Below are 19,769 nucleotides of genomic sequence, written 5' to 3'. Positions count from 1 at the left end.
GGCTCTAGAGGGGTGTCGCGGCGTACAGGATGAGGAACATGCTCACCGCGGAGTTCGCCGAGGACATCGCGGAGACGGCCGTGCCGGCGGCGGCGCCCCACGCCGCGAGGCCCACGGCGGTGAACGCCGAGGGCCAGCTGCGTCCGACCGGGGCCGGGCCGAGCAGGGCCGCCACCCGGCGCGGCACCGGTCCCGCCGCCGCGAAGCCGGCCAGCGTGGGCACGGGGGTGCCCCGCGAGACCAGGGCCGCCTTGCCGATCGCGCGGGCCACGGTACGGCGGCTGCCCACGGCCTGGGCCGCGTCCTCGTCGGCCCACCGCTCCGTCGTGTAGGAGACGGCGGTGCGCAGCGGCCGCAGGAACGGGTTGGCGCGCGCGGCGAGCCGTACCGCCAGCAGGAACCGGTGGTGCCCGGCCGTCAGATGCGCGCGCTCATGGGCGAACAGGGCCCGCCGCTCGGCCGGTTCGAGGCGGTCCAGCAGGGCGGTGGTCACCACCACCCGGCCCCGCCGGCCGCCCGGCAGCGCATAGGCGTACGGCACCCCGTCGGGCAGGACGACCACCTCGGTACCCGGCAGCCCGGCCAGCGCGCGATGCGCCCCGCGCCGTACCCGCCCGTGCCGCCACAGCGTCCGCCCGCAGGCCACGAGCACCGCGAACAGCGCGGGGATGGCCGCCTTCCCGGCGACCTCGTCGTAGGGCACCGCCGCCCGCACCTCGGGGTCCGACCACCCGTCGGGCAGCGGATTGCCCGGCAGCTGGGCCGTGCCCACCACCATGACCAGTGCCAGACACACGGTGCTGCACACCGCCATCACCACCGCCACGCCCGACAGCAGCCGGGTCGCCGCGCGCGGATGCAGATGCTGCTCCGCCAGGCGGGCCACCGGCCACGCCGTCAACGGCAGCACCAGCGGCAGAAAGACGAACACCCCCATCGGATTCGGGCCTTCCCCTTCACTCGCCGTCGGAACGGCCCAGCAGCTCCCGCAGCAGCCGCTCGTCGTCCGGGCCCAGACCGGTGACGAAGCTGGCGAGCACCGCCTCGCGGTCGCTCTCCGCGTCCAGCACCCTGCGCATCCGGTGCGCCGCGAGACCCGCCTGGTCCGCGGCCGGCGTCCAGGCGAAGGACCGGCCCGCCCGCTCCCGCGTCACCACACCCTTGGCCAGCAGCCGGGTCAGGATCGTGATCACCGTCGTATAGGCGAGGTCGTCACCGAGGCGCTCCTGCACCCACCCGGCGCTCACCGGCCCCTCCGCCTCCCCCAGCACCGACAGCACCAGCGCCTCCAGTTCGCCCTGTCTGCGCCGCCGCGGACCCTGCCGGTCGTCCGTCACGCCCTTGTCTCCCTTCCGCCGCCGACGCTTTTGCGGCCCGCCATCGTATCGACGCCCCCGGTTCACCCGACGCACCGCGCACCGCCGCTCCGGTCGACTACACCAGCGTAGAAGAAGGGGTGGGGAAGGGCACCCGGACGGGGTGGCCGGGGCCGCCGGACGTCCGGGCCGCCGGACGCCATGGGACACCAAGTCCCTTACCCAGCAAGGGGGTTGTTCGACCCGCCGTACACACAGAGTCTTCACACAATGGCTGACACGAAGGTGTCTGAAGATTAAAGCAGTGGGCGTAGGGTGCCGATCATGCAAGCCCTGAACGACATCCCAGGGTCCCCCCGTCTCGCCGATCTGGCGGCCCTCGTCCGGCTGCCCGCCGCCCTGAGCGTGCCCGGTGACGTGCTCGCGGGCGCGGTCGCGAGCACCGGACGCGTCCGCCCCCGTACGGTCGCCACGATGGCGTCGTCCGTCGCTCTCTACTGGGCCGGCATGGCGCTCAACGACTACGCGGACGCGACCGTGGACGCGGTGGAACGCCCTGAACGCCCGCTGCCCTCCGGCCGCGTCGCCCGCCGCACCGCGCTGGCCACCGCCGGCGGGCTGACCGCCGCCGGTCTCGGTCTCGCCGCCCTGGCCGGCGGGCGCGCCGCGCTCGCAGTGGCGATACCGCTGACCGGACTGGTCTGGGCGTACGACCTGCGCCTGAAGTCCACCCCTGCCGGGCCCGCCGCGATGGCGGGGGCACGGGCGCTGAACGTCCTGGCCGGCGCCGACCCGGGCCGTCGGACGGCGGCGCTCCCGGCCGCGCTGCTGGTCGGCGCCCACACCTACACCGTCACGGCCCTGAGCCGCCACGAGGTGACGGGCGCGCCCCGCTCCGTACCGGCCGCGACCCTGGCCGGCACCGCGGCCACCGCCCTCGCCGCCGGCGCGCTTCCCTACTCCGGGGCGCTCGCCTTACCCCGTCCGCTACGGCGCACCGGACGCGGAAGACCCGAGGGACGGGCGGCCCGCCTCGGTGCCGCCGCCGGGGCGCTCGCCTATCTGACCACGTACGGCGGCGCGCAGGCGCGGGCGGCCCACCGCCCGTCCGCGCGACACGTCAGGGAGGCCGTCGGCGCCGGAATCCTGTCGCTGATGCCCCTCCAGGCGGCGCTGACCGCGGGCGGCGGCGCCCCGGCCCTGGCCGGTCTGCTCGCCGCGGCCCATCCGACGGCCCGCCGACTGGCCCGGAAGGTGTCGCCCACATGAGCACCCTCCCCGCCGCGCCCGCGCGGCTGCGCTACGGCTTCGGGACCAACGGCTTCGCCCACCACCGTCTCGACGACGTCCTGACCGTCCTCGCCGACCTGGGTTACGACTCCGTCGGGCTCACCCTGGACCACGGCCATCTCGATCCCTTCGCCGCGGATCTGCCGCGCCGGGTCGCACAGCTGGCCTCCCGGCTGGACCGGCTGGGTCTCGCCGTGATGGTGGAGACCGGGGCGCCGTATCTGCTCGACCCCTGGCGGGGGCACGTCCCGACCCTGATGTGCCCATCCGGCGCCGAACGGCGCCTGGACCTCCTCGGGCGGGCCGTGCGCATCGCGGCCGACCTCGGCGCCCCGGCCGTCCAACTGGCCAGCGGGCCGGCCCCCGAGGGCGTCCCACGGGAGGAGGCCTTCAAGCGGCTGACCGGGGGCTGCGAGGAGATCCTGGAGACCGCCCGCGAGCACGGGGTGGCCCTCGGGTTCGAACCCGAGCCGTACATGTTCGTCGACACCGTGCAGCGCGTGCTGGAGCTGCGCCACCGGCTCGGCGACCCCGACCTGTTCGGTGTCACCCTCGACATCGGCCACGCCCACTGCGTCGAGGACACTCCGCTGCTCGACTGTGTCGCGGCGGCGGCACCGCATCTGGTCAACGTGCAGATCGAGGACATGCGGCGCGGGGTGCACCGACACCTCGAACTCGGCACGGGCGAGATCGACTTCCCGCCGGTCCTGGCCGCGCTCAAGGCCGCCGGCTACCGCGGACCCGTCTCGGTGGAGATCCAGGGCGCGGCACTGAACGCGCCCGAAGTCGCCCGCACGTCACTGGAGTTCCTGCGGGCCGCCGAGCCGCACTGACGGCTCGTCGGCGCCGACGTCTCGTCACTTCCGTTTCCCGGTACGGCGGTCGCCGTACGCACGCCCGACGAAGGAGGCATGTGCCGTGGACCCTCGCATCCCGATCGCCCTCGACCAACGGCTGACCGCGGACGCGGCGGCCTGGCTGGCCGACGCGGTCGCCCGGATCGGCCAGGACGCGGCGGCGGTGCGCGGCCTCTTCCCGGCCGTGGGCCGGCGCTGCGGCCGCGACCCGCTGGTCGCCGGCTGGACGGTGGCGGACGCCGCCCGCGCCCGGCTGCTCACCGCCCTGCCGCTCGGCGGCGCGGCGCTCGCCGAGGAGATCACCGCCCTGCACCGGTACGGCGACCCCGCCGAGCAGCGGGCGGTGCTGCTCTGTCTGGCCCTGCTGGAGGACGGGGACGCGTCCTTCGCCGATCGGGGGCTGCCCCTCGTGCGGGCGGCGCTGCGTGGCAACGACACCGATCTGATCGAGTCGGCCCTCGGACCGTACGCCGCGCGCCACCTGGACGCCGAGGGCTACCGGCAGGCCGTGCTGAAGAGCGTCTTCTGCGGCATACCGCTCGCCCGGATCGCCGGCCTGGCGGACCGCGCCGACGGTGAACTCGCCCGGATGCTGGTCGACTTCGCCCATGAGCGGGTCGCCGCCGGTCGTGACGTGCCGGCCGACGTCTGGCCGGTCCTGCGCGCCCACCCCGGCACGCTGGAGGCCTCCGGGCTGCCTGCCGAGACCACATCCGCCTCTCCCGACCGCCGCGACGCGGCCGTCCGGGCCCTGGCCGCCTTCTCCGCCACCGCGGTGTCCACCTCCGCAGACCCAGCCCCAGCCCCAGCCCCAGACACAGACACAGCACCCGCAACCGCAACCGCACTCACACCCACACGCGGTACCGCACCCGGTGCGGCGCCGGCAGGAGCCGTCTGATGCGCATCTTCGACCCCCACATCCACATGACCTCCCGCACCACCGACGACTACGAGGCCCTGTACGCGGCCGGGGTCCGGGCGGTGGTGGAGCCGTCGTTCTGGCTCGGCCAGCCGCGCACCTCGGTGGACAGCTTCACCGACTACTTCGACGCGCTGCTCGGCTGGGAGCCCTACCGTGCCGCGCAGTTCGGCATCCGGCACCACTGCACCATCGCCCTCAATCCGAAGGAGGCCAACGACCCCCGCTGCGCCGGGGTCCTGGACGTGCTGCCGCGCTATCTCGCCAAGGACGGGGTGGTGGCCGTCGGGGAGATCGGCTACGACTCCATGACGCCCGAGGAGGACGAGGCACTGGCCCGTCAACTGGCCCTCGCCGTCGAGCACGGGCTGCCCGTGCTGGTGCACACCCCGCACCGCGACAAGGCCGCCGGCACCCGCCGCACCCTCGACGTGGTCCGGGAGTCCGGCATCCCGCCCGAGCACGTCCTCGTCGACCACCTCAACGAACTCACCGTCGCCCTGGTCGCCGACAGCGGCTGCTGGATGGGCTTCTCCATCTACCCGGACACCAAGATGAGCGAGGACCGCATGGTGCGGATCCTCCAGGAGCACGGCACGGCGCGGATGCTCGTCAACTCCGCGGCGGACTGGGGCCGCAGCGACCCCCTGAAGACCCGCAAGACCGCCGACGCGATGCTGGCCGCCGGTTTCGACGAGGACACCGTCGACCAGGTGATGTGGCGCAACCCGGTGGCGTTCTACGGGCAGAGCGGGCGGCTGGACCTCGATGACGTCAAGGCCGACGGAAGCGCCCTGTTCGAGGGCAACTCCGTCAAGCGCGGCGGGGAGTGAGCCCCAGGTGCGCTTCCGGCACGGCGACGGCACCACCGTCCACCTCGCCTACTGCAGCAACGTCCACCAGGCGGAGGACCTGGACGGGGTGGTGGGCCAGCTCGCCTCCCACGCCGAACCGGTCCGGGAGGCCCTCGGCGCCGATCTGCTCGGCATCGGGCTGTGGCTGGCCCGGGACGTGGTCACCGAGCTGTCCGCCCGGCCCGGGGCCGTACGCCGGCTGCGGGCCGAGCTGACCTCGCGCGGCCTGGAGACCGTCACCCTCAACGCCTTCCCCTACGAGGGTTTCCACCGCGAGGTGGTCAAGAAGGACGTCTACCTCCCCGACTGGACCGACCCCGCCCGGCTGCGCTACACCGTCGACTGCGCCCGGATCCTCGCCGGGCTGCTCCCCGACGACGCGCGGCGCGGCAGCGTCTCCACCCTGCCGCTGGCCTGGCGCACCCCCTGGCCGGCCGGGGCGCGCGACACCGCCCGCCGGTCCCTGGACCGACTCGCGGCCGACCTGGCCGAGGTGGAGCGGGAGACGGGCCGGGCGATCCGGGTCGGCTTCGAACCGGAGCCGGGCTGCGTGGTGGAGAACACCGTCCAGGCCGCCCGGGAACTCGGCGGGCTGGACCCCGAGCGGCTCGGTGTCTGCCTGGACACCTGCCATCTCGCCGTGCAGTTCGAGAACCCGGCGCAGGCGCTGCGCCGCCTCGCCGACGCCGGCCTCCCCGTCGTCAAGGTGCAGGCCTCCAGCGCCCTCCAGGCCGACGACCCCACCGCCCCGCAGGCACGCCGGGCCCTCGCCCGCTTCGCCGAACCCCGCTTCCTGCACCAGACCCGTACGGCCCCGGGCGGCGTGGTGAGCGGCGTGGACGACCTCCCGGACGCCCTCGCCGGAGGCCTCGACCCCCACTCCCCCTGGCGGGTGCACTTCCACGCGCCGCTGCACGCCGCACCCGAACCGCCCCTGAGCACCACCGCCGCCGAACTGACCACCGCACTGCGGGAGTTGCTCGGCGGCCCCCAGGCGGTCTGCGATCACGTCGAGGTGGAGACCTACACCTGGTCCGTCCTGCCCGAACATCTGCGGCCACGGGACCGCGAGGGTCTCGTCGCGGGAATCGCCGCCGAACTGGCCTGGTCCCGCGCCCGGTTCGAGGAACTCGGCCTCGCCATGACGGCCGACACCGCCCGCCCCCGCAAGGAGCCCGTCACATGACACGACTCGTCGTCCTCGACATCGTCGGCCTCACCCCCCGCCTGCTGCGCCACATGCCGGCCGTCTCCGCCGTCGCCGCAGAGGGCTTCCGGGCCCGGCTGGACCCCGTCCTGCCCGCCGTGACCTGCTCCGTGCAGTCCACCCTGCTGACCGGCGCGCCGCCCGCCGAGCACGGTGTCGTCGGCAACGGCTGGTACTTCCGGGACCTCGGCGAGGTCCTGCTGTGGCGCCAGCACAACGCCCTGGTCGGCGGCGAGAAGATCTGGGACACCGCCCGCCGCTCCCGGCCCGGCTACACGGTCGCCAACGTCTGCTGGTGGTACGCCATGGGCGCCGACGTGGACTTCACCGTCACCCCGCGCCCCGTCTACTACTCCGACGGCCGCAAGGAACCCGACTGCTACACCCGGCCGCCCGCCCTGCACGACGAACTCACCGACCGACTGGGCCCGTTCCCCCTGTTCACCTACTGGGGTCCCAACGCGGGCCTGCCCTCCAGCCAGTGGATCCTCGCCGCCGCCCGCCAGATCTTCGACGAGAAGCAGCCCGACCTCACCCTGGTCTACGTACCCCACCTCGACTACGAGCCCCAGCGCTCCGGCCCCGGCTCGCCCCGGTCGGCACGCGAGGCCCGTCGCCTCGACGAGGCGCTGCGGCCCTTCCTCGCACACCTGCGCCGCGAGGGCGCCACCGTCGTGATCCTCAGCGAGTACGGCATCGCGCCCGCGTCCCGCCCCGTCGACATCAACCGCGCGCTGCGGCGGGCCGGACTGCTGGAGGTCCACACCCAGGACGGCATGGAGTACCTCGACCCGATGACGTCCCGCGCCTTCGCGGTCGCCGACCACCAGATCGCCCACGTCTACGTCCGCGACCCGGCCGACCTCGCCAAGGCGACCGAGGTCGTCGCCGGACTCGACGGGGTGGACGAGGTGCTCGACGAGCAGGGCAAGGCCCGGCACGGACTCGCGCACGAGCGCTCGGGCGAACTGGTCGCGGTGGCGCGGTCCGACGCCTGGTTCACGTACTACTACTGGCTGGACGACGCGCGCGCCCCGGACTTCGCCCGCCAGGTCGAGATCCACCGCAAGCCCGGCTACGACCCCGCCGAGCTCCTCTACGACCCCACCGTCCCCGGCGTCAAGGCCCGCGCCCTGGGCCAGGTCGCGCGCAAGAAGGCCGGTCTGCGGTACCGCATCCGGACCGTCCCGCTCGACCCGTCGGGCGTCCGGGGCAGCCACGGCCGGCTCCCCGAGGACCCGCAGGACAGCCCCGTCCTGCTGTGCTCACGGCCCGGCCCCGCGCGCGACCGGATCGCCGCGACCGAGGTCAAGGACCTGCTCCTCGACCTGGCCGGCCTCACCGGCTGAGCGACCCGCCCTCCCCCTGCGGTCCCCTCCCCCCTCTCCCCCACCTCAGAGCCCGGAAGAGCCCCCCGCCATGCACCCGACGGACACCCCGCCGCCCCTCCCCCGCCACCGCCCCCTCCTCGACCCCGCCGCCGAGTACGGACACTGGATCGCCGAACGCCCCCTGGCCCGGATCACCCTGTGGGGCGACACCCACCCCTGGCTCGTCACCCGGCACGAGGACGCCCGGGCCGTCCTAGGCGATCCGCGCTTCAGCGCGCGCAACGTCCGCCCGGGCTTCCCCGGCCTCCAGCCGACGCCCCCGCCGCCCACCCCCGGCCAGCTGTTCTCCATGGACCCGCCGGACCACACCCGGCTGCGCCGCATGCTGATCCCCGAGTTCAGCTTCCGCCGGGTCGAGCAACTGCGCCCGGCCATACGACGGATCACCGGCGAACTCCTCGACGGCCTGGCCGAGAAGGGCGAGCCGGCCGACCTGGTGCAGCACTTCACCCTGCCGCTGCCGCTCCTCGTCATCTGCGAACTGCTCGGAGTGCCGTACGCCGACCGGGAGTTCGTCCACCGGCACGCCGCCGCCTTCGCGACCGTCTCGGCCGGACCGGAGGCGATGCGAGCCGGCTGGGCGGCCCTCTTCGGCCACCTCCGGGAACTGCTGGCGGCCAAGGCGCGCGAACCCGGCGACGACCTCACGAGCAAGCTCGCCGTCGAGCGGGTGGCCACCGGCGAGGCCACGGCAGAGGAGGCGGCGGGCATGCTGGTCCAGCTCCTCATCGCCGGTCACGAGACGACCGCGAGCATGCTCTCGCTCGGCGTCGTCGCCCTGCTGCGCCATCCCGACCAGCTGGCCGCCCTGCGCGCCGACGACGGCCTCGTCCCCGGCGCGGTCGAGGAACTCCTGCGCTACCTCACGGTCGTCCACATCGGGCTGCGCCGCATCGCCGTCGAGGACGTCGAGATCGGCGGGGTGACGATCCGCGCCGGCGAGGGCGTGGTCGTCGCCCTCCAGTCCGCCAACCGGGACCCCGCGGCCTTCGAGGACCCCGACACCCTCGACCTCACCCGGGACGCCGGCCGCCAGCTGGCGTTCGGCCACGGCCCCCACCACTGCCTCGGCCAGTCGCTCGCCCGCGCCGAACTCCAGATCGCCCTGCCGATGCTCTTCGACCGCCTGCCCGGCCTGCGCCTGACCGGCCCGCCCGCGGAGCAGCACGCGTTCGAGGGCCGCGCGGTCCACGGCGTGTCGGAGCTGCCGGTGGCCTGGTGACCCGGGTGCCCCTACCGCCTCACCCGCGCGGCCAGTGCAGCGCCGTGGCCGCGGTCGCGGCGGTGACCACGGCCAGCCGGTCGTAGTCGAGGAGGTCCGGCGTGTCCGTGGGGCGGTGGTAGTGCCGGTTACGGAAGTTGGCGGTACTGGTCAGCATGAGCGCCGGGATCCGGCGGTTCCAGAACGAGGCGTGGTCGCTGCGCCCGAGATGGTTCGCCGGCGGCACCGCGAGGCCGATGAGCAGACCGAGCGGCCCTTCGGGACGGCGGTCACGGAGGGCGATCGACGGAAGGGCGGGCAGTGCCGGACCCGCGCACGCGGCCGCGCGCTGCCACAGGGCGGCCGCACCTTGTGTGGATCGCCGGTGGACCACGAGGGTGAAGTCCCCGCGGAAGCGCTGCGCACGGACCTCGCGTGCTGCCGTCGGGAAGGCCAGTCCGAAACCGGCGGGCAGCCGCTGGCCACCCGGCTCAGGCGCGAAGTACCCGACCGACTCCAGACAGAGCATGCCCGCGACCTGTTCCTGCCGGTCGGTGAACTGCCGGGCGGCGTACCGCGAGCCGATCAGTCCCAGTTCCTCCATGTCGAAGCACATGAGGGTGACGGGTGGCGGCTCTTCCAGCGCGCCGAGCAGCCGGGCGGCTTCCAGCAGGACCGCCACACCGGAGGCGTTGTCGTCGGCTCCCGGGCTCGCGTCCACGGAGTCCAGGTGCGCGCCGATCAGCACCGTCGGCCGCCGCGGGTGGCCGGGACGTCGCGCGAGCAGGTTGGCTCCCGTCAGCCGCCGGTGCAGGCGCGGCTTGAGGGGGAGGAGCCGGTGCCCCTGGCGGTCGGTCGTGCCCGGCTGCCAGCGCAGGTCGAACGGCTGTCGCTCGACCTGCCATCCGGCCGCCGACAGCTCGTCCGTCACATGCCGCTCCGCCTCGGCCATCGCGTTCGGCGTGCGCGTACGGCTGCGGGGGAACGCCGCCAGGACGTCGACGTCGCGCCGGAGCCGTGCCGGGTCGACCTTCCCGGCCAGCGCCTGCATCGCCGACTCGATCATGTGGAGACTCCGTCCTCGTGCCCACGCCGCCGGCCGTTTCGGTCCGTGCGGCGGAGGCAGCGTAGGCGGTGCGCGGCGCCGCTGTCAGGGCCGCGGCAGGTCTTGGTCCCGGTGACGGTGTCCGCCGTCGCGCGTTCACGGGTCGCGGCGGGCTGCGGTGGGTGGGCCCGGCCGGGCCTCCGGGCATGACGCCTCCGCGTCAGGTGCCCTTGACAATCGCAAGGGCGGACGACGTACGTTGAACCGGCGAACTCCTGACGGGTGGAGGCCTTCCATGCACGCACCGGGCGCGGCACAGCCGGGTGTCCGCACGGGTGCGCGGCTCATCACCCGGCGGCACGTCGACTACTGCCGCACCTCCTCCGCCGTCTGTCCTTCCGCACGCGTCTGACCCCCGCCGGTCCACCCCCACCGGCCGTCTCGTCGCGGCCTCTCGGCCGTGAGTTCGCGTATGTCTCGGAAGGAACGTCCATTGTCCGGCCCCGCCCTGCACCTCGCCGTCGAGATCGACGGTGACGGCGCCCATCCCGCGGCCTGGCGCCGCGCCGCCCACGCACCCGACCAGTTGCTCACCCCGCGCCGGGTGGCCGGGCTCGCCACCGTGGCCGAGAACGCCGGGTTCACCCTCATCACCCTGGACGACGGCGTGCTGCCGCCCGGTGCCGCACCGGATCCCGTCGGCCGTATCGGAGCGGTGGAGCGGGCGGCCTTCGTCGCGGCGTCCACGAGCACGATCGGGATCGCACCCGTCGTCCCGGTCACGTATGCCGAACCCTTCCACGTCTCCAGCCAGTTGGCGTCCCTGGACCACATCTCCGCCGGCCGCGCCGGGTGGGTGGTGACGGAGGAGGACAGTCCCGAGGCGGCTCGTGTGTGGGGGCGCCCCCTGGTGGCCGACGCGGCCGCGCGGGCCCGGGAGTCCCGGGACGGGGTCGAGGTGGCCCGCGCCCTGTGGGACTCATGGGAGGACGACGCGGTCGTCCGGTCCGTGGCCACGAGCCGCTACCTCGACCGCGACCGGCTGCACTACGTCGACTTCACCGGGGAGACCTACGCCGTCAAGGGCCCGGCGATCGTGCCGCGCCCGCCGCAGGGGCAGCTCGTCGTCCTGGGCCGCCCGGACCGGGTGCCCGCCGCGCAGCTCGACGTCGCCCTGGTCGAGGGCCGCGCCCCGGCATCGGTCGCCGCGGCCGCCGCCGACGCCGGTACGCCCCGCGTCTTCGCCGAGGTCGACGTGGCGCTGGACACGCCGGACGCGACCGGCGCCGAGCGCGTCGCCGACCTGGAGCGGCACGCACCGTGGACCGACCGCGGACGGCTGCGGCACATCGGTTCCGCGGACGGACTGGTGGCCGTTCTCGCCGAGTTGAGCCGCCATGTGGACGGGGTACGGCTGCATCCGCTCGTACTGGACGAGGACCTGCCCGTCCTCTCCCGCCTCGTCCTGCCGGCCCTGTCCGAGCGGCGCCTCGTCGCCCGCCCCCTGCCCGGCGCGTCCCTGCGCTCGACCCTGGGTCTTAAGCGCCCCGCCAACCGTTTCGCGGCCGCGGCCGTCCAGGAGGAAGCCCGATGACCCGCACCGACCCCCTCGACGTCCCCAGGCCGCACGCACAGCTGCACTTCGGAGTGTTCTTCCAGGGGGTCAATCACTGGACCATCTGGTCCGCCCCCGACAGCGGCTCGCAGATCGACCCCGCCTCCTTCCGGCGGGTCGCCCAGACCGCCGAACGGGGCCTGTTCGACGCGTTCTTCCTCGGCGAGGGACTCCGGCTGCGCGAGGTCGACGGCAAGATCCACGAGCTCGACGTGGCCGGACGGCCGGACGCCGTCACCCAGCTCGCGGCACTGGCCGCGGTCACCCGCCGGATCGGCCTGGTCTCCACCTCCAACTCCACCTTCAACGAGCCCGCGGACCTCGCCCGTCGCCTCTCCGGCCTCGACCTCCTCTCCGAAGGCCGCGCCGGCTGGAACGTGGTGACCACCGACAACGCCTGGACCGGCGCCAACTTCCGCCGCGGCGGCTACCTCGACCACGCCGACCGCTACCGGCGCGCCGAGGAGTTCCTCACGGTGGCCCGCGCCCTGTGGGACAGCTGGGACGACAAGGCAGTCGCCACGTCCGTCGACGCGCCCGCCTGGTCGGTGGCCGGCGCCGTCCGCCAAGTGCGGCACCGGGGACCGCAGTTCGACGTCGACCTGGCCCCCACCCTGCCGCGCAGTGCCCAGGGCCACCCGGTGATCTTCCAGGCCGGCGACTCCGGCGCGGGACGCGACTTCGCCGCCCGCAACGCCGACGTCATCTTCTCCGCGCACGGCAACGACTTCGACGACGCCCTTGCCTTCGCCGAGGACATCCGCACCCGCCTGCGCGCCGTCGGCCGGCCCGACGACGACCTGCGGATCCTGCCCGGCACCGAGATCATCATCGGCGCCACCGAGGAGGAGGCCCAGGAGAAGAAGCGCTGGATCCGGCTCCAGCAGGTCACGCCCGCCACGGCGCTGGGGATCGCCTCACTGCTGTGGGGCATCGACCTGTCCGACCGCGACGCCGACGGCCCGCTGCCCGCGGAGGACCCGGTCGTCGCCGAGAACGACGGCTCCTTCGGGGCCCGGCGCACCGCCGACCCGCGCGCGGTCGTGGCCGAGTGGCGCCAGAAGGCGCAGGCGCACGGCTGGTCGCTGCGCGAGACCGTGATCGCCCTCGGCCCGCAGCGTGGCCATGTCGGCACCCCCTCCGGTCTGGCCGACAAGTTCGCGCGCTTCGTGCGGCACGGCGCGGTCGACGGCTTCAACGTCACGCCGTACCTCATCCCCCACGGCCTCGACGACATCGTCGACCTGCTCGTCCCGGAACTGCAGGAACGCGGGGTCTACCGCACCGAGTACACCGGCACCACACTCCGCGACCACCTCGGTCTGCGCGCACCCCTCACCCACCGCTCCGCACCCGAGCGGCAGGCGGGCTGACCAGCCCGGCGACGGGGCCCCGCACCGGACCGGCACCGGGTGCCGGGTCGTCGGTGCGGGGACGTGTGCCGAGTCGGCGCCTGGAACAGGGCGTCGGTTGTGGCATTGACGTACGACAAAACCGATACGTACGATCGTCAACGGCATTGAGTGTCAGCATCAAGCCCTGGCTCGCTGACCGGCAACCCTCCCACGCGGTGGGGTGCTCCAGGTGAAAGCCCGGCGGGATCACCGATGACTCCCGCAAGCGCGTGGCCCCGGTGACCGGGGCCGGAGACGGGGAGGACCGGTATGCGGCACAGCGATGACCCGACTGCCTCCTCCGCCGACGCCACGGCGTACTCCCGGCTCTCGCGCCGGCGTCACATCGATCTGAAGCGCTCGACCAGCTGCCTCTGTCGGGCCTGACCGGCCTGCCCGCCGCCGGCTGACCTCCGTCACCGGCCACGGCTCCTGCGCGCCGTCCTTCCCCTCGCCACCGGTCCTCGGTGTCGTCTGCTCACCCCTGTCTACTCCCCCTGTCTGCACACCCCTGTCTGCACAGCGCTTCCTCCGGCCGGTGTCGCTCCGGCCGGAGCCCCGCACGTCCCCGCACGGCCGTGCCTCGCGCCCGAGGCCCGGCACCCCGTGCCGGGTGACACGAGTAGGAGAAACCTTTCCGTGACAGCACTCCCGGATTTCAGAGCCTCCCGATGGGCGCCCCTGGCCGCGCTCCTGACCACCAGTGTCCTGCTGACCGCGTGCGGGTCGGGCGACGACGGCTCCGGCAGCGGAAGCGGCCGGCCGAAGTCCGGCGGGACCCTGACCTTCGCGGTGGGTTCCGATGCCGGCTGCGTGGACCCGCAGCAGGTCGGCAGCAACGAGAGCATCTACTCGGTACGCCAGACCGTGGACTCCCTGACCGACCAGGACCCGGGGACCGGCAAGATCGTGCCGTGGCTGGCCAAGAGCTGGGACATCAACGCCGACGCGACGGAGTTCACCTTCCATCTGCGCTCGGGCGTCACCTTCAGCGACGGCTCCCCACTCACCGCGCAGGCGGTCAAGGACAACTTCGACGCCGTACCGAAGCTCGGGCCCCTCGGAGCCCTCGCCCAGGGCTACCTGAGCAGCGTCGAGAGCACCGCCGTGGTCGACCCGCTCACCGTCAAGGTGACCTTCAAGCAGCCCAACGCACAGTTCCTCCAGGCCACTTCGACCCACTCGCTCGGCATCGAGTCGTCGGCGAGCGTGAAGAAGACCCCGCAGCAGAAGTGCAGCGACGGCGTGGTGGGGTCCGGGCCGTTCGTGCTGAAGCAGTACGTCCAGAACCAGTCGATCACGCTGGCCAGACGCACCGGCTACGACTGGGGCTCCTCGCTGTGGTCCAAGAAGGGAGAGGCCTACCTGGACAAGGTGGTCTTCAAGGTCGTGCCCGAGGCGGGGGTGCGGGCCGGCAGTCTCCAGTCCGGGCAGGTGGACGCGATCAGCAGCGTCGGCAAGGCCAACGAGGCCGCGCTGGGCGGCGGCCAGGTCACCCTTCTGCGCCGGGCCAACCCCGGTGTGGTGTTCGGGCTGGGGCTCAACAACTCGCGGCCTCTGCTCAAGGACACGAAGGTACGCCAGGCCATCCTGGCCGCCATCGATCGCAAGCAGATCGCCGACACCGTGTTCCCGACCGGCACGCAGCCCGCGACCAGCGTCCTGGCGCACACCACGCCCGACTACACCGACCTCTCCTCGGACCTCGCCTTCGACTCGGCCAAGGCCACGTCCCTTCTGGACGAGGCCGGTTGGAAGGAAGGCAGCGACGGCATCCGCGTCAAGGACGGCAAGAAGCTGAGCCTGACCATCACCTGGTTCCCCAACGCGTCCACCAACCAGCCCGCGCTGGAACTGGTCCAGCAGCAGCTGAAGGCCGTCGGGATCGACGTGGTGCTCAAGCAGCGCCAGGTCAGCGAGTTCGCCCTCACGGTCCAGACGAGTGACTTCGACGTCGTGTGGGGGAACGTGACCCGCGCCGACCCGGACATTCTGCGTACCTCCTTCTCCACCCAGCTGAACAACTCCTACAAGCTGCCGCCCAGTTCGCTGGACACGGCACTGTCCGGGCAGGCGGCGACCACGGACACCGCCAAGCGCGGGCAGCTGGTGGACGAGGCACAGAAGTCGATCGTGGAGAACGCGTACAACGTGCCGGTGGTCGAGCTCCAGACCCAGCTGGGCGTGTCGAAGAAGGTGCACCACCTCGACTTCGACTCGGGCAGCCGCGTCCGGCTGCACGACACCTGGATCGGCTAGCGCATGCGCCGCTATGTGATCAAGCGGCTGGCGCAGGCGGTCGGGGTGCTGTGGGCGGCGTACACGGTGTCGTTCCTGGTGCTGGACTACCTGCCCGGCGATCCGGTCAGCGCGATGGCCGGTGCCGGGATGGACTCGGGGGAGGTCGATCCGGCACGGCTGGCCGCGCTGCGGCACGAGTACGGCTTCGACAGGCCGGTGCTCGTGCAGTACGCCGACCATCTGGGCCGGGCGGTGCGCGGGGACTTCGGCGACTCGATCTCCACGGGCCGCCCGGTGACCTCCACCCTGACCGACGCGCTGCCGCAGACACTCCAACTGACCAGTGCGGCACTGCTGTTGGCGGTGCTGCTCGGTGACGGGATCGCAGTGGCGGCGACCTACACGGCACAGCGGTGGCTGCGGCAGTTCCTGCTGTCGCTGCCCCCGCTCGGGGTGTCGGTCCCGACCTTCTGGGTGGGGCTGCTGCTCGTCGAGGTGTTCTCGTTCCGGCTGCGCTGGTTCCCGGCGTTCGGCAACGACGGGCTGAAGGGACTGGTGCTGCCGGCCCTCACGCTGGCGGTCCCGACCGGCGCGCAGGTCGCCCAGGTGCTGGCCAAGAGCCTGCTCACCGCCCTGGATCAGGCCTATGTGGAAACCGCGCGGGCGAAGGGCGCCAGCCGGTGGCGGGTGCATCTGCGGCACGCGCTGCGCAACGCGTCGCTGCCCGCGCTGACGGTCGTGGGCCTGCTGGTCGGGCAGCTGATCGCCGGATCGGTGGTCGTCGAGACGGTGTTCTCCCGTGACGGTCTGGGCCGGGTGACCGCGGCGGCGGTCACCTCCCAGGACATCCCGCTGGTCCAGGGGGTGGTGGTGCTCGGAGCGCTGATCTTCGTGGCGACGAGTCTCGTCGTCGACCTCGTCTATCCGCTCCTGGACCCGCGGATCGTGGTGGCCTCGGACAGAAGGGCGAGCTTCGCATGAGTCAGAGCCTTCTCGACGACCAGGCCGAGGCAGCACTCGGCCTCGCCCGACCGGTCGACGCGGGACCCGCCAAGGGACCGGGCCGTCGTGCAGACGTACGGCGGGTGCTGCGCTTCCTGCTGCGCCGGCCCGGTCTGCTGCTGTCGGGAGTCGTCCTGGTGCTGGTGGTGCTGGCCTCGTTCCGGCCGGACCTGTTCACCTCGCAGGATCCGCTGAAGGGGGTACCGACCGACAACTTCCGCGGTCCGAGCGGCAGTCACTGGTTCGGCACGGACGAACTGGGCCGCGATGTCTTCTCCCGCGTGGTCCACGGCGCCCAGCTCTCCCTCAAGGCCACGCTGATCGCGGTCCTGGTCGCGTTCGTGGTCGGCGGACTGCTCGGGGTGGTCGCCGGCTTCGTGGGCCGCTGGGTGGACGACGTGCTGATGCGCTTCGTCGACGTCCTCCTCTCCATCCCCGCGCTGTTCCTGTCGCTGGCCCTCGTCACCGCGCTCGGGTACGGGACGGTGAAGGTGGCGGTCGCCGTCGGCATCGCCAGCGTCGCCTCCTTCGCCCGGGTGGCGCGCGCCGAGGTCCTGCGGGTACGGCAGGCGGTGTTCGTCGAGGCGTCGCGGTCCTGTGGGTCCCGCTGGTACTCGGTGCTCGGCCGGCACGTCCTGCCGAACGCCGCCGGGCCGGTGATCGCCCTGGCCACGCTGGACTTCGGCGCCTCGATCCTGGCCGTGTCGGCGCTGAGCTTCCTCGGCTACGGCGCACCGCCGCCGGCGCCGGAGTGGGGGACGTTGATCTCCGACGGCCGCAACTACCTGGCCAACGCCTGGTGGCTGACCGCGCTGCCCGGGCTGGCGATCGCCGCGACCGTACTGGCCACCAACCGCGTCGCCAGGGCCCTGGACGGCGAATGGGCGCGGCAGCGATGACCGACGACGCACACGAGAACGGTGAGGACGTGACGGCACCACTCCTGGAGATCCGCGGCCTGTCCGTGTCGTACCGCACGAGGGGCGGCACGGTCTCGGCCGTGCGGGGCGTGGACCTCGACGTCTGGCCCGGGCAGGTGACCGCCGTGGTCGGCGAGTCCGGCTCCGGCAAGAGCACCACCGCGCACGCCGTCACCCGGCTGCTGGCGGCGAACGGGACCATCGACGCGGGCGCGGTCCGCTTCGGCCGGCACGACCTGGCCACCCTTTCCGAGGCGGAGCTGCGTACCGTGCGCGGCGCGCAGATCGGGCTGGTCCCGCAGGATCCGACGGTCTCGCTCAACCCGGTCAGGCGGATCGGGGACCAGGTCGCCGAGGTGCTGCGCATCCACGGCCTGGCGACCCGCCGGACGGCGGCCGCGGAGGCGGTCGAGGTGCTGGACCGGGCCGGGCTGTCCGACGCGGCCGTCCGGGCCCGGCAGTATCCGCACGAACTCTCCGGCGGCATGCGGCAACGGGCCCTGATCGCCGTCGCCATCGCCGCGAAGCCCAGGCTGATCATCGCCGACGAGCCGACCAGCGCGCTCGACGTCACCGTGCAGCGGGTCATCCTCGACCATCTCCAGCGACTCACCGAGGAGTCGGGCACCGCGATCCTGCTCGTCACCCACGACCTCGGGGTGGCCGCCGACCGGGCCCAGCGCCTGGTGGTCATGTCCCAGGGCAGGGTGGTCGAGGCCGGTGAGACCCGTGCCGTCCTGGCCGACCCGCGGCACGAGTACACCCGGCGGCTGCTGGCCAGCGCCCCCAGCCTGATCACAGCCCGCCCCCGTACCCCCGTCTCCACCGCCCCGAGCGGTACGGCGGTACCCCTGGTCGAGGCGCGCAACCTGGTCAAGGAGTTCAGTCTGCCGCGGGCCGGCGGCGAGGCCCGGACCGTGCGCGCGGTCGACGACGTCAGTCTCACCCTGCAGCGCGGGCAGACCCTCGCCCTGGTCGGCGAGTCGGGCTCGGGCAAGTCCACCACCGCCCGGCTGGTGCTGCGCCTGGCCGATGCGACCTCGGGACGGGTGCTGTTCGACGGCACCGACGTCACCACCGCCAAGGGAGCCGAGGTCAGGCAGCTGCGCCGGCGCGCCCAGCTCGTCTACCAGAACCCGTACGCCTCGCTCGACCCGCGTTTCTCCATCGCCGAGGTGATCACCGAGCCGCTGCGGGCGTTCAAGGTCGGCGACCGTGCCTCCCGGCTCGACCGCGCCCGCCTCCTGCTCGACCGGGTGGCGCTGCCCGCCGCCACCCTGGAGCGCCGCCCGGCGGAGCTGTCCGGCGGACAGCGCCAGCGCGTGGCGATCGCCCGCGCCCTCGCCCTCTCCCCCGACCTGGTGGTGTGCGACGAACCGGTTTCCGCCCTCGATGTGTCCGTCCAGGCTCAAGTCCTGGACCTGCTCGCCGAGTTGCAGGCGGACACCGGTGTGGCGTACCTGTTCATCTCCCACGACCTGGCCGTCGTACGGCAGATCGCGCACCAGGTCGCCGTCATGCGGGCCGGACGAGTCGTCGAGGCGGGCCCACCGGAGGACCTGTTCTCCGAGCCCCGCCATGAGTACACCCGCGAGTTGCTCGCGGCCATTCCCGGCCGTCACACCACGGCCGCGCCCGAACCACAGGAAACGAAGGAGCTCGCATGACGATCCAGGAGACCACCGCGGAGCCGGCCGCGTTCACCCGCGACTGGCAGGAGTGGCACGCCGGGCAGGAGGAGCGGCTCGCCGCCCCGCACGGGTTCCTCGCGATCACCGGCCTGCACTGGCTCGGCGACGAGCCGCAGCGCTTCCCGGACGCTCCGGGCGCCTGGTCGACCGGCCCGGACGGGGTCGTGGTGATCCTCGGCGACGGCGAGGAACTGCTCGTGGAGGAAACCCCTGTCCACGGCGAGCACCGCTTCGGGGTACTCCCGGAGCGCGGCGGGGTGAACGCGGTCTGGGGCGACGCCGTGATCGAGGTGGCCAGACGCGGCGGCCACGACATCGTCCGTCCCCGGCACCCGGACGCCCCCCTGCGCACCGCCTTCACCGGCACGCCCGCCTACGCCCCGCATCCCCGCTGGGCGGTGACCGGCCGCTACACGGCCTTCGACGAGCCACGTCCGACCACCGTGGGCGCGGCGGTCGAGGGCCTCGAGCACGTGTACGACGCGCCGGGCCGGGTCGAGTTCGAGCTGGACGGACAGTCCGTGGCGCTGACCGCGTTCCCCGGACACAGCCCGGGCAGTCTGCTGGTGCTGTTCACGGACGCGACCTCCGGGGTCACCACCTACGCGGCCAACCGCGCCCTCGCCCTCGAGGCGCCCGCCGCCGACGGCACCGTCGTCCTGGACTTCAACCGGGCCGTGAACCTGCCGTGCGCCTACACCGATCTGGCCACCTGCCCGTTGCCGCCGGCCGAGAACCGGCTGCCCGTGGCGATCGAGGCCGGGCAGAGGATCCCCCGCGAGCGGGGCGGTTCCTGACCACCGGCCGCCCCCGAGACGAC

The 19,769-nt window shown here is 73.5% G+C and carries 18 protein-coding genes and 1 riboswitch; of the genes, 15 read left to right on the top strand and 3 right to left on the bottom strand.

What is annotated here, in order from left to right; all coding sequences use genetic code 11:
* Nucleotides 1-4: 4 nt before the first annotated feature.
* Both AQJ58_RS20950 and AQJ58_RS20945 read right to left on the bottom strand, forming a co-directional pair.
* The gene (locus tag AQJ58_RS20950; RefSeq protein WP_067252247.1) at nt 5-937 is read right to left on the bottom strand and encodes a M56 family metallopeptidase; all 933 of its coding nucleotides are present in this window, start codon (nt 935-937) and stop codon (nt 5-7) included.
* A gap of 19 nt (nt 938-956) precedes the next feature.
* Nucleotides 957-1,337: a BlaI/MecI/CopY family transcriptional regulator gene (locus AQJ58_RS20945; protein WP_067252245.1), complete on the bottom strand. Its 381-nt coding sequence runs from the start codon at nt 1,335-1,337 to the stop codon at nt 957-959.
* Nucleotides 1,338-1,640: 303 nt separating this feature from the next.
* On the opposite strand from AQJ58_RS20945, the gene AQJ58_RS20940 reads away from it, so the two are divergent.
* From AQJ58_RS20940 to AQJ58_RS20910, 7 genes are all read left to right on the top strand, one after another.
* Nucleotides 1,641-2,585, top strand: a complete 945-nt coding sequence (locus tag AQJ58_RS20940) for an SCO3242 family prenyltransferase (RefSeq protein WP_067252628.1) — start codon at nt 1,641-1,643, stop codon at nt 2,583-2,585.
* Nucleotides 2,582-3,442 (top strand): sugar phosphate isomerase/epimerase family protein, encoded by an 861-nt coding sequence (locus AQJ58_RS20935; protein WP_067252244.1) that lies wholly within the window; start codon nt 2,582-2,584, stop codon nt 3,440-3,442. Before AQJ58_RS20940 ends, AQJ58_RS20935 begins: the two co-directional genes overlap by 4 nt.
* 85 nt (nt 3,443-3,527) lie before the next feature.
* The gene (locus AQJ58_RS20930) at nt 3,528-4,367 is read left to right on the top strand and encodes an EboA domain-containing protein (protein ID WP_199844636.1); all 840 of its coding nucleotides are present in this window, start codon (nt 3,528-3,530) and stop codon (nt 4,365-4,367) included.
* The gene (locus AQJ58_RS20925; protein ID WP_067252242.1) at nt 4,367-5,221 is read left to right on the top strand and encodes a TatD family hydrolase; all 855 of its coding nucleotides are present in this window, start codon (nt 4,367-4,369) and stop codon (nt 5,219-5,221) included. Before AQJ58_RS20930 ends, AQJ58_RS20925 begins: the two co-directional genes overlap by 1 nt.
* 7 nt (nt 5,222-5,228) lie before the next feature.
* Nucleotides 5,229-6,428, top strand: coding sequence for a metabolite traffic protein EboE (eboE, locus tag AQJ58_RS20920; RefSeq protein WP_067252240.1), 1,200 nt, complete (start codon nt 5,229-5,231; stop codon nt 6,426-6,428).
* Nucleotides 6,425-7,798 carry an alkaline phosphatase family protein gene (locus AQJ58_RS20915; RefSeq protein ID WP_067252239.1) on the top strand — a complete coding sequence of 458 codons (1,374 nt, stop codon included), beginning with the start codon at nt 6,425-6,427 and terminating at the stop codon, nt 7,796-7,798. Before eboE ends, AQJ58_RS20915 begins: the two co-directional genes overlap by 4 nt.
* A gap of 70 nt (nt 7,799-7,868) precedes the next feature.
* On the top strand, nt 7,869-9,062 hold the full coding sequence (locus AQJ58_RS20910; RefSeq protein ID WP_067252237.1) for a cytochrome P450: 1,194 nt from the start codon (nt 7,869-7,871) through the stop codon (nt 9,060-9,062).
* A gap of 19 nt (nt 9,063-9,081) precedes the next feature.
* Here the strand turns inward: AQJ58_RS20910 and AQJ58_RS20905 are convergent, their stop codons facing one another.
* Nucleotides 9,082-10,107: a M28 family peptidase gene (locus AQJ58_RS20905; protein ID WP_067252235.1), complete on the bottom strand. Its 1,026-nt coding sequence runs from the start codon at nt 10,105-10,107 to the stop codon at nt 9,082-9,084.
* 472 nt (nt 10,108-10,579) lie between these two features.
* Between AQJ58_RS20905 and AQJ58_RS20900 the strand changes: the two genes are divergently transcribed.
* The 8 genes from AQJ58_RS20900 (at nt 10,580) to AQJ58_RS20870 (ending at nt 19,746) form a co-directional block, all read left to right on the top strand.
* Nucleotides 10,580-11,680 (top strand): LLM class flavin-dependent oxidoreductase, encoded by a 1,101-nt coding sequence (locus tag AQJ58_RS20900; RefSeq protein WP_067252233.1) that lies wholly within the window; start codon nt 10,580-10,582, stop codon nt 11,678-11,680.
* The gene (locus AQJ58_RS20895) at nt 11,677-13,074 is read left to right on the top strand and encodes an NtaA/DmoA family FMN-dependent monooxygenase (RefSeq protein WP_067252231.1); all 1,398 of its coding nucleotides are present in this window, start codon (nt 11,677-11,679) and stop codon (nt 13,072-13,074) included. The genes AQJ58_RS20900 and AQJ58_RS20895 overlap by 4 nt, the downstream gene beginning before the upstream one ends.
* 142 nt (nt 13,075-13,216) lie before the next feature.
* A riboswitch (SAM riboswitch) is annotated at nt 13,217-13,330 on the top strand.
* A gap of 35 nt (nt 13,331-13,365) precedes the next feature.
* Complete coding sequence (locus AQJ58_RS45655; RefSeq protein ID WP_324613794.1) at nt 13,366-13,482, top strand: putative leader peptide; 117 nt, start codon at nt 13,366-13,368, stop codon at nt 13,480-13,482.
* A 252-nt stretch (nt 13,483-13,734) separates the two neighbouring features.
* Nucleotides 13,735-15,354: an ABC transporter substrate-binding protein gene (locus tag AQJ58_RS20890; RefSeq protein ID WP_067252229.1), complete on the top strand. Its 1,620-nt coding sequence runs from the start codon at nt 13,735-13,737 to the stop codon at nt 15,352-15,354.
* A 3-nt stretch (nt 15,355-15,357) separates the two neighbouring features.
* The gene (locus AQJ58_RS20885) at nt 15,358-16,317 is read left to right on the top strand and encodes an ABC transporter permease (protein ID WP_067252227.1); all 960 of its coding nucleotides are present in this window, start codon (nt 15,358-15,360) and stop codon (nt 16,315-16,317) included.
* Nucleotides 16,314-17,237, top strand: coding sequence for an ABC transporter permease (locus AQJ58_RS20880; protein ID WP_067252224.1), 924 nt, complete (start codon nt 16,314-16,316; stop codon nt 17,235-17,237). The genes AQJ58_RS20885 and AQJ58_RS20880 overlap by 4 nt, the downstream gene beginning before the upstream one ends.
* On the top strand, nt 17,234-18,925 hold the full coding sequence (locus tag AQJ58_RS20875) for a dipeptide ABC transporter ATP-binding protein (protein ID WP_067252627.1): 1,692 nt from the start codon (nt 17,234-17,236) through the stop codon (nt 18,923-18,925). Before AQJ58_RS20880 ends, AQJ58_RS20875 begins: the two co-directional genes overlap by 4 nt.
* The gene (locus tag AQJ58_RS20870; protein ID WP_067252222.1) at nt 18,922-19,746 is read left to right on the top strand and encodes a DUF1684 domain-containing protein; all 825 of its coding nucleotides are present in this window, start codon (nt 18,922-18,924) and stop codon (nt 19,744-19,746) included. The genes AQJ58_RS20875 and AQJ58_RS20870 overlap by 4 nt, the downstream gene beginning before the upstream one ends.
* Nucleotides 19,747-19,769 lie beyond the last annotated feature (23 nt).

It is taken from the genome of Streptomyces sp. DSM 15324 (genome assembly GCF_001514285.1).
Classification (GTDB): domain Bacteria; phylum Actinomycetota; class Actinomycetes; order Streptomycetales; family Streptomycetaceae; genus Streptomyces.
This window is presented reverse-complemented; position numbering and strand designations above follow the sequence as displayed.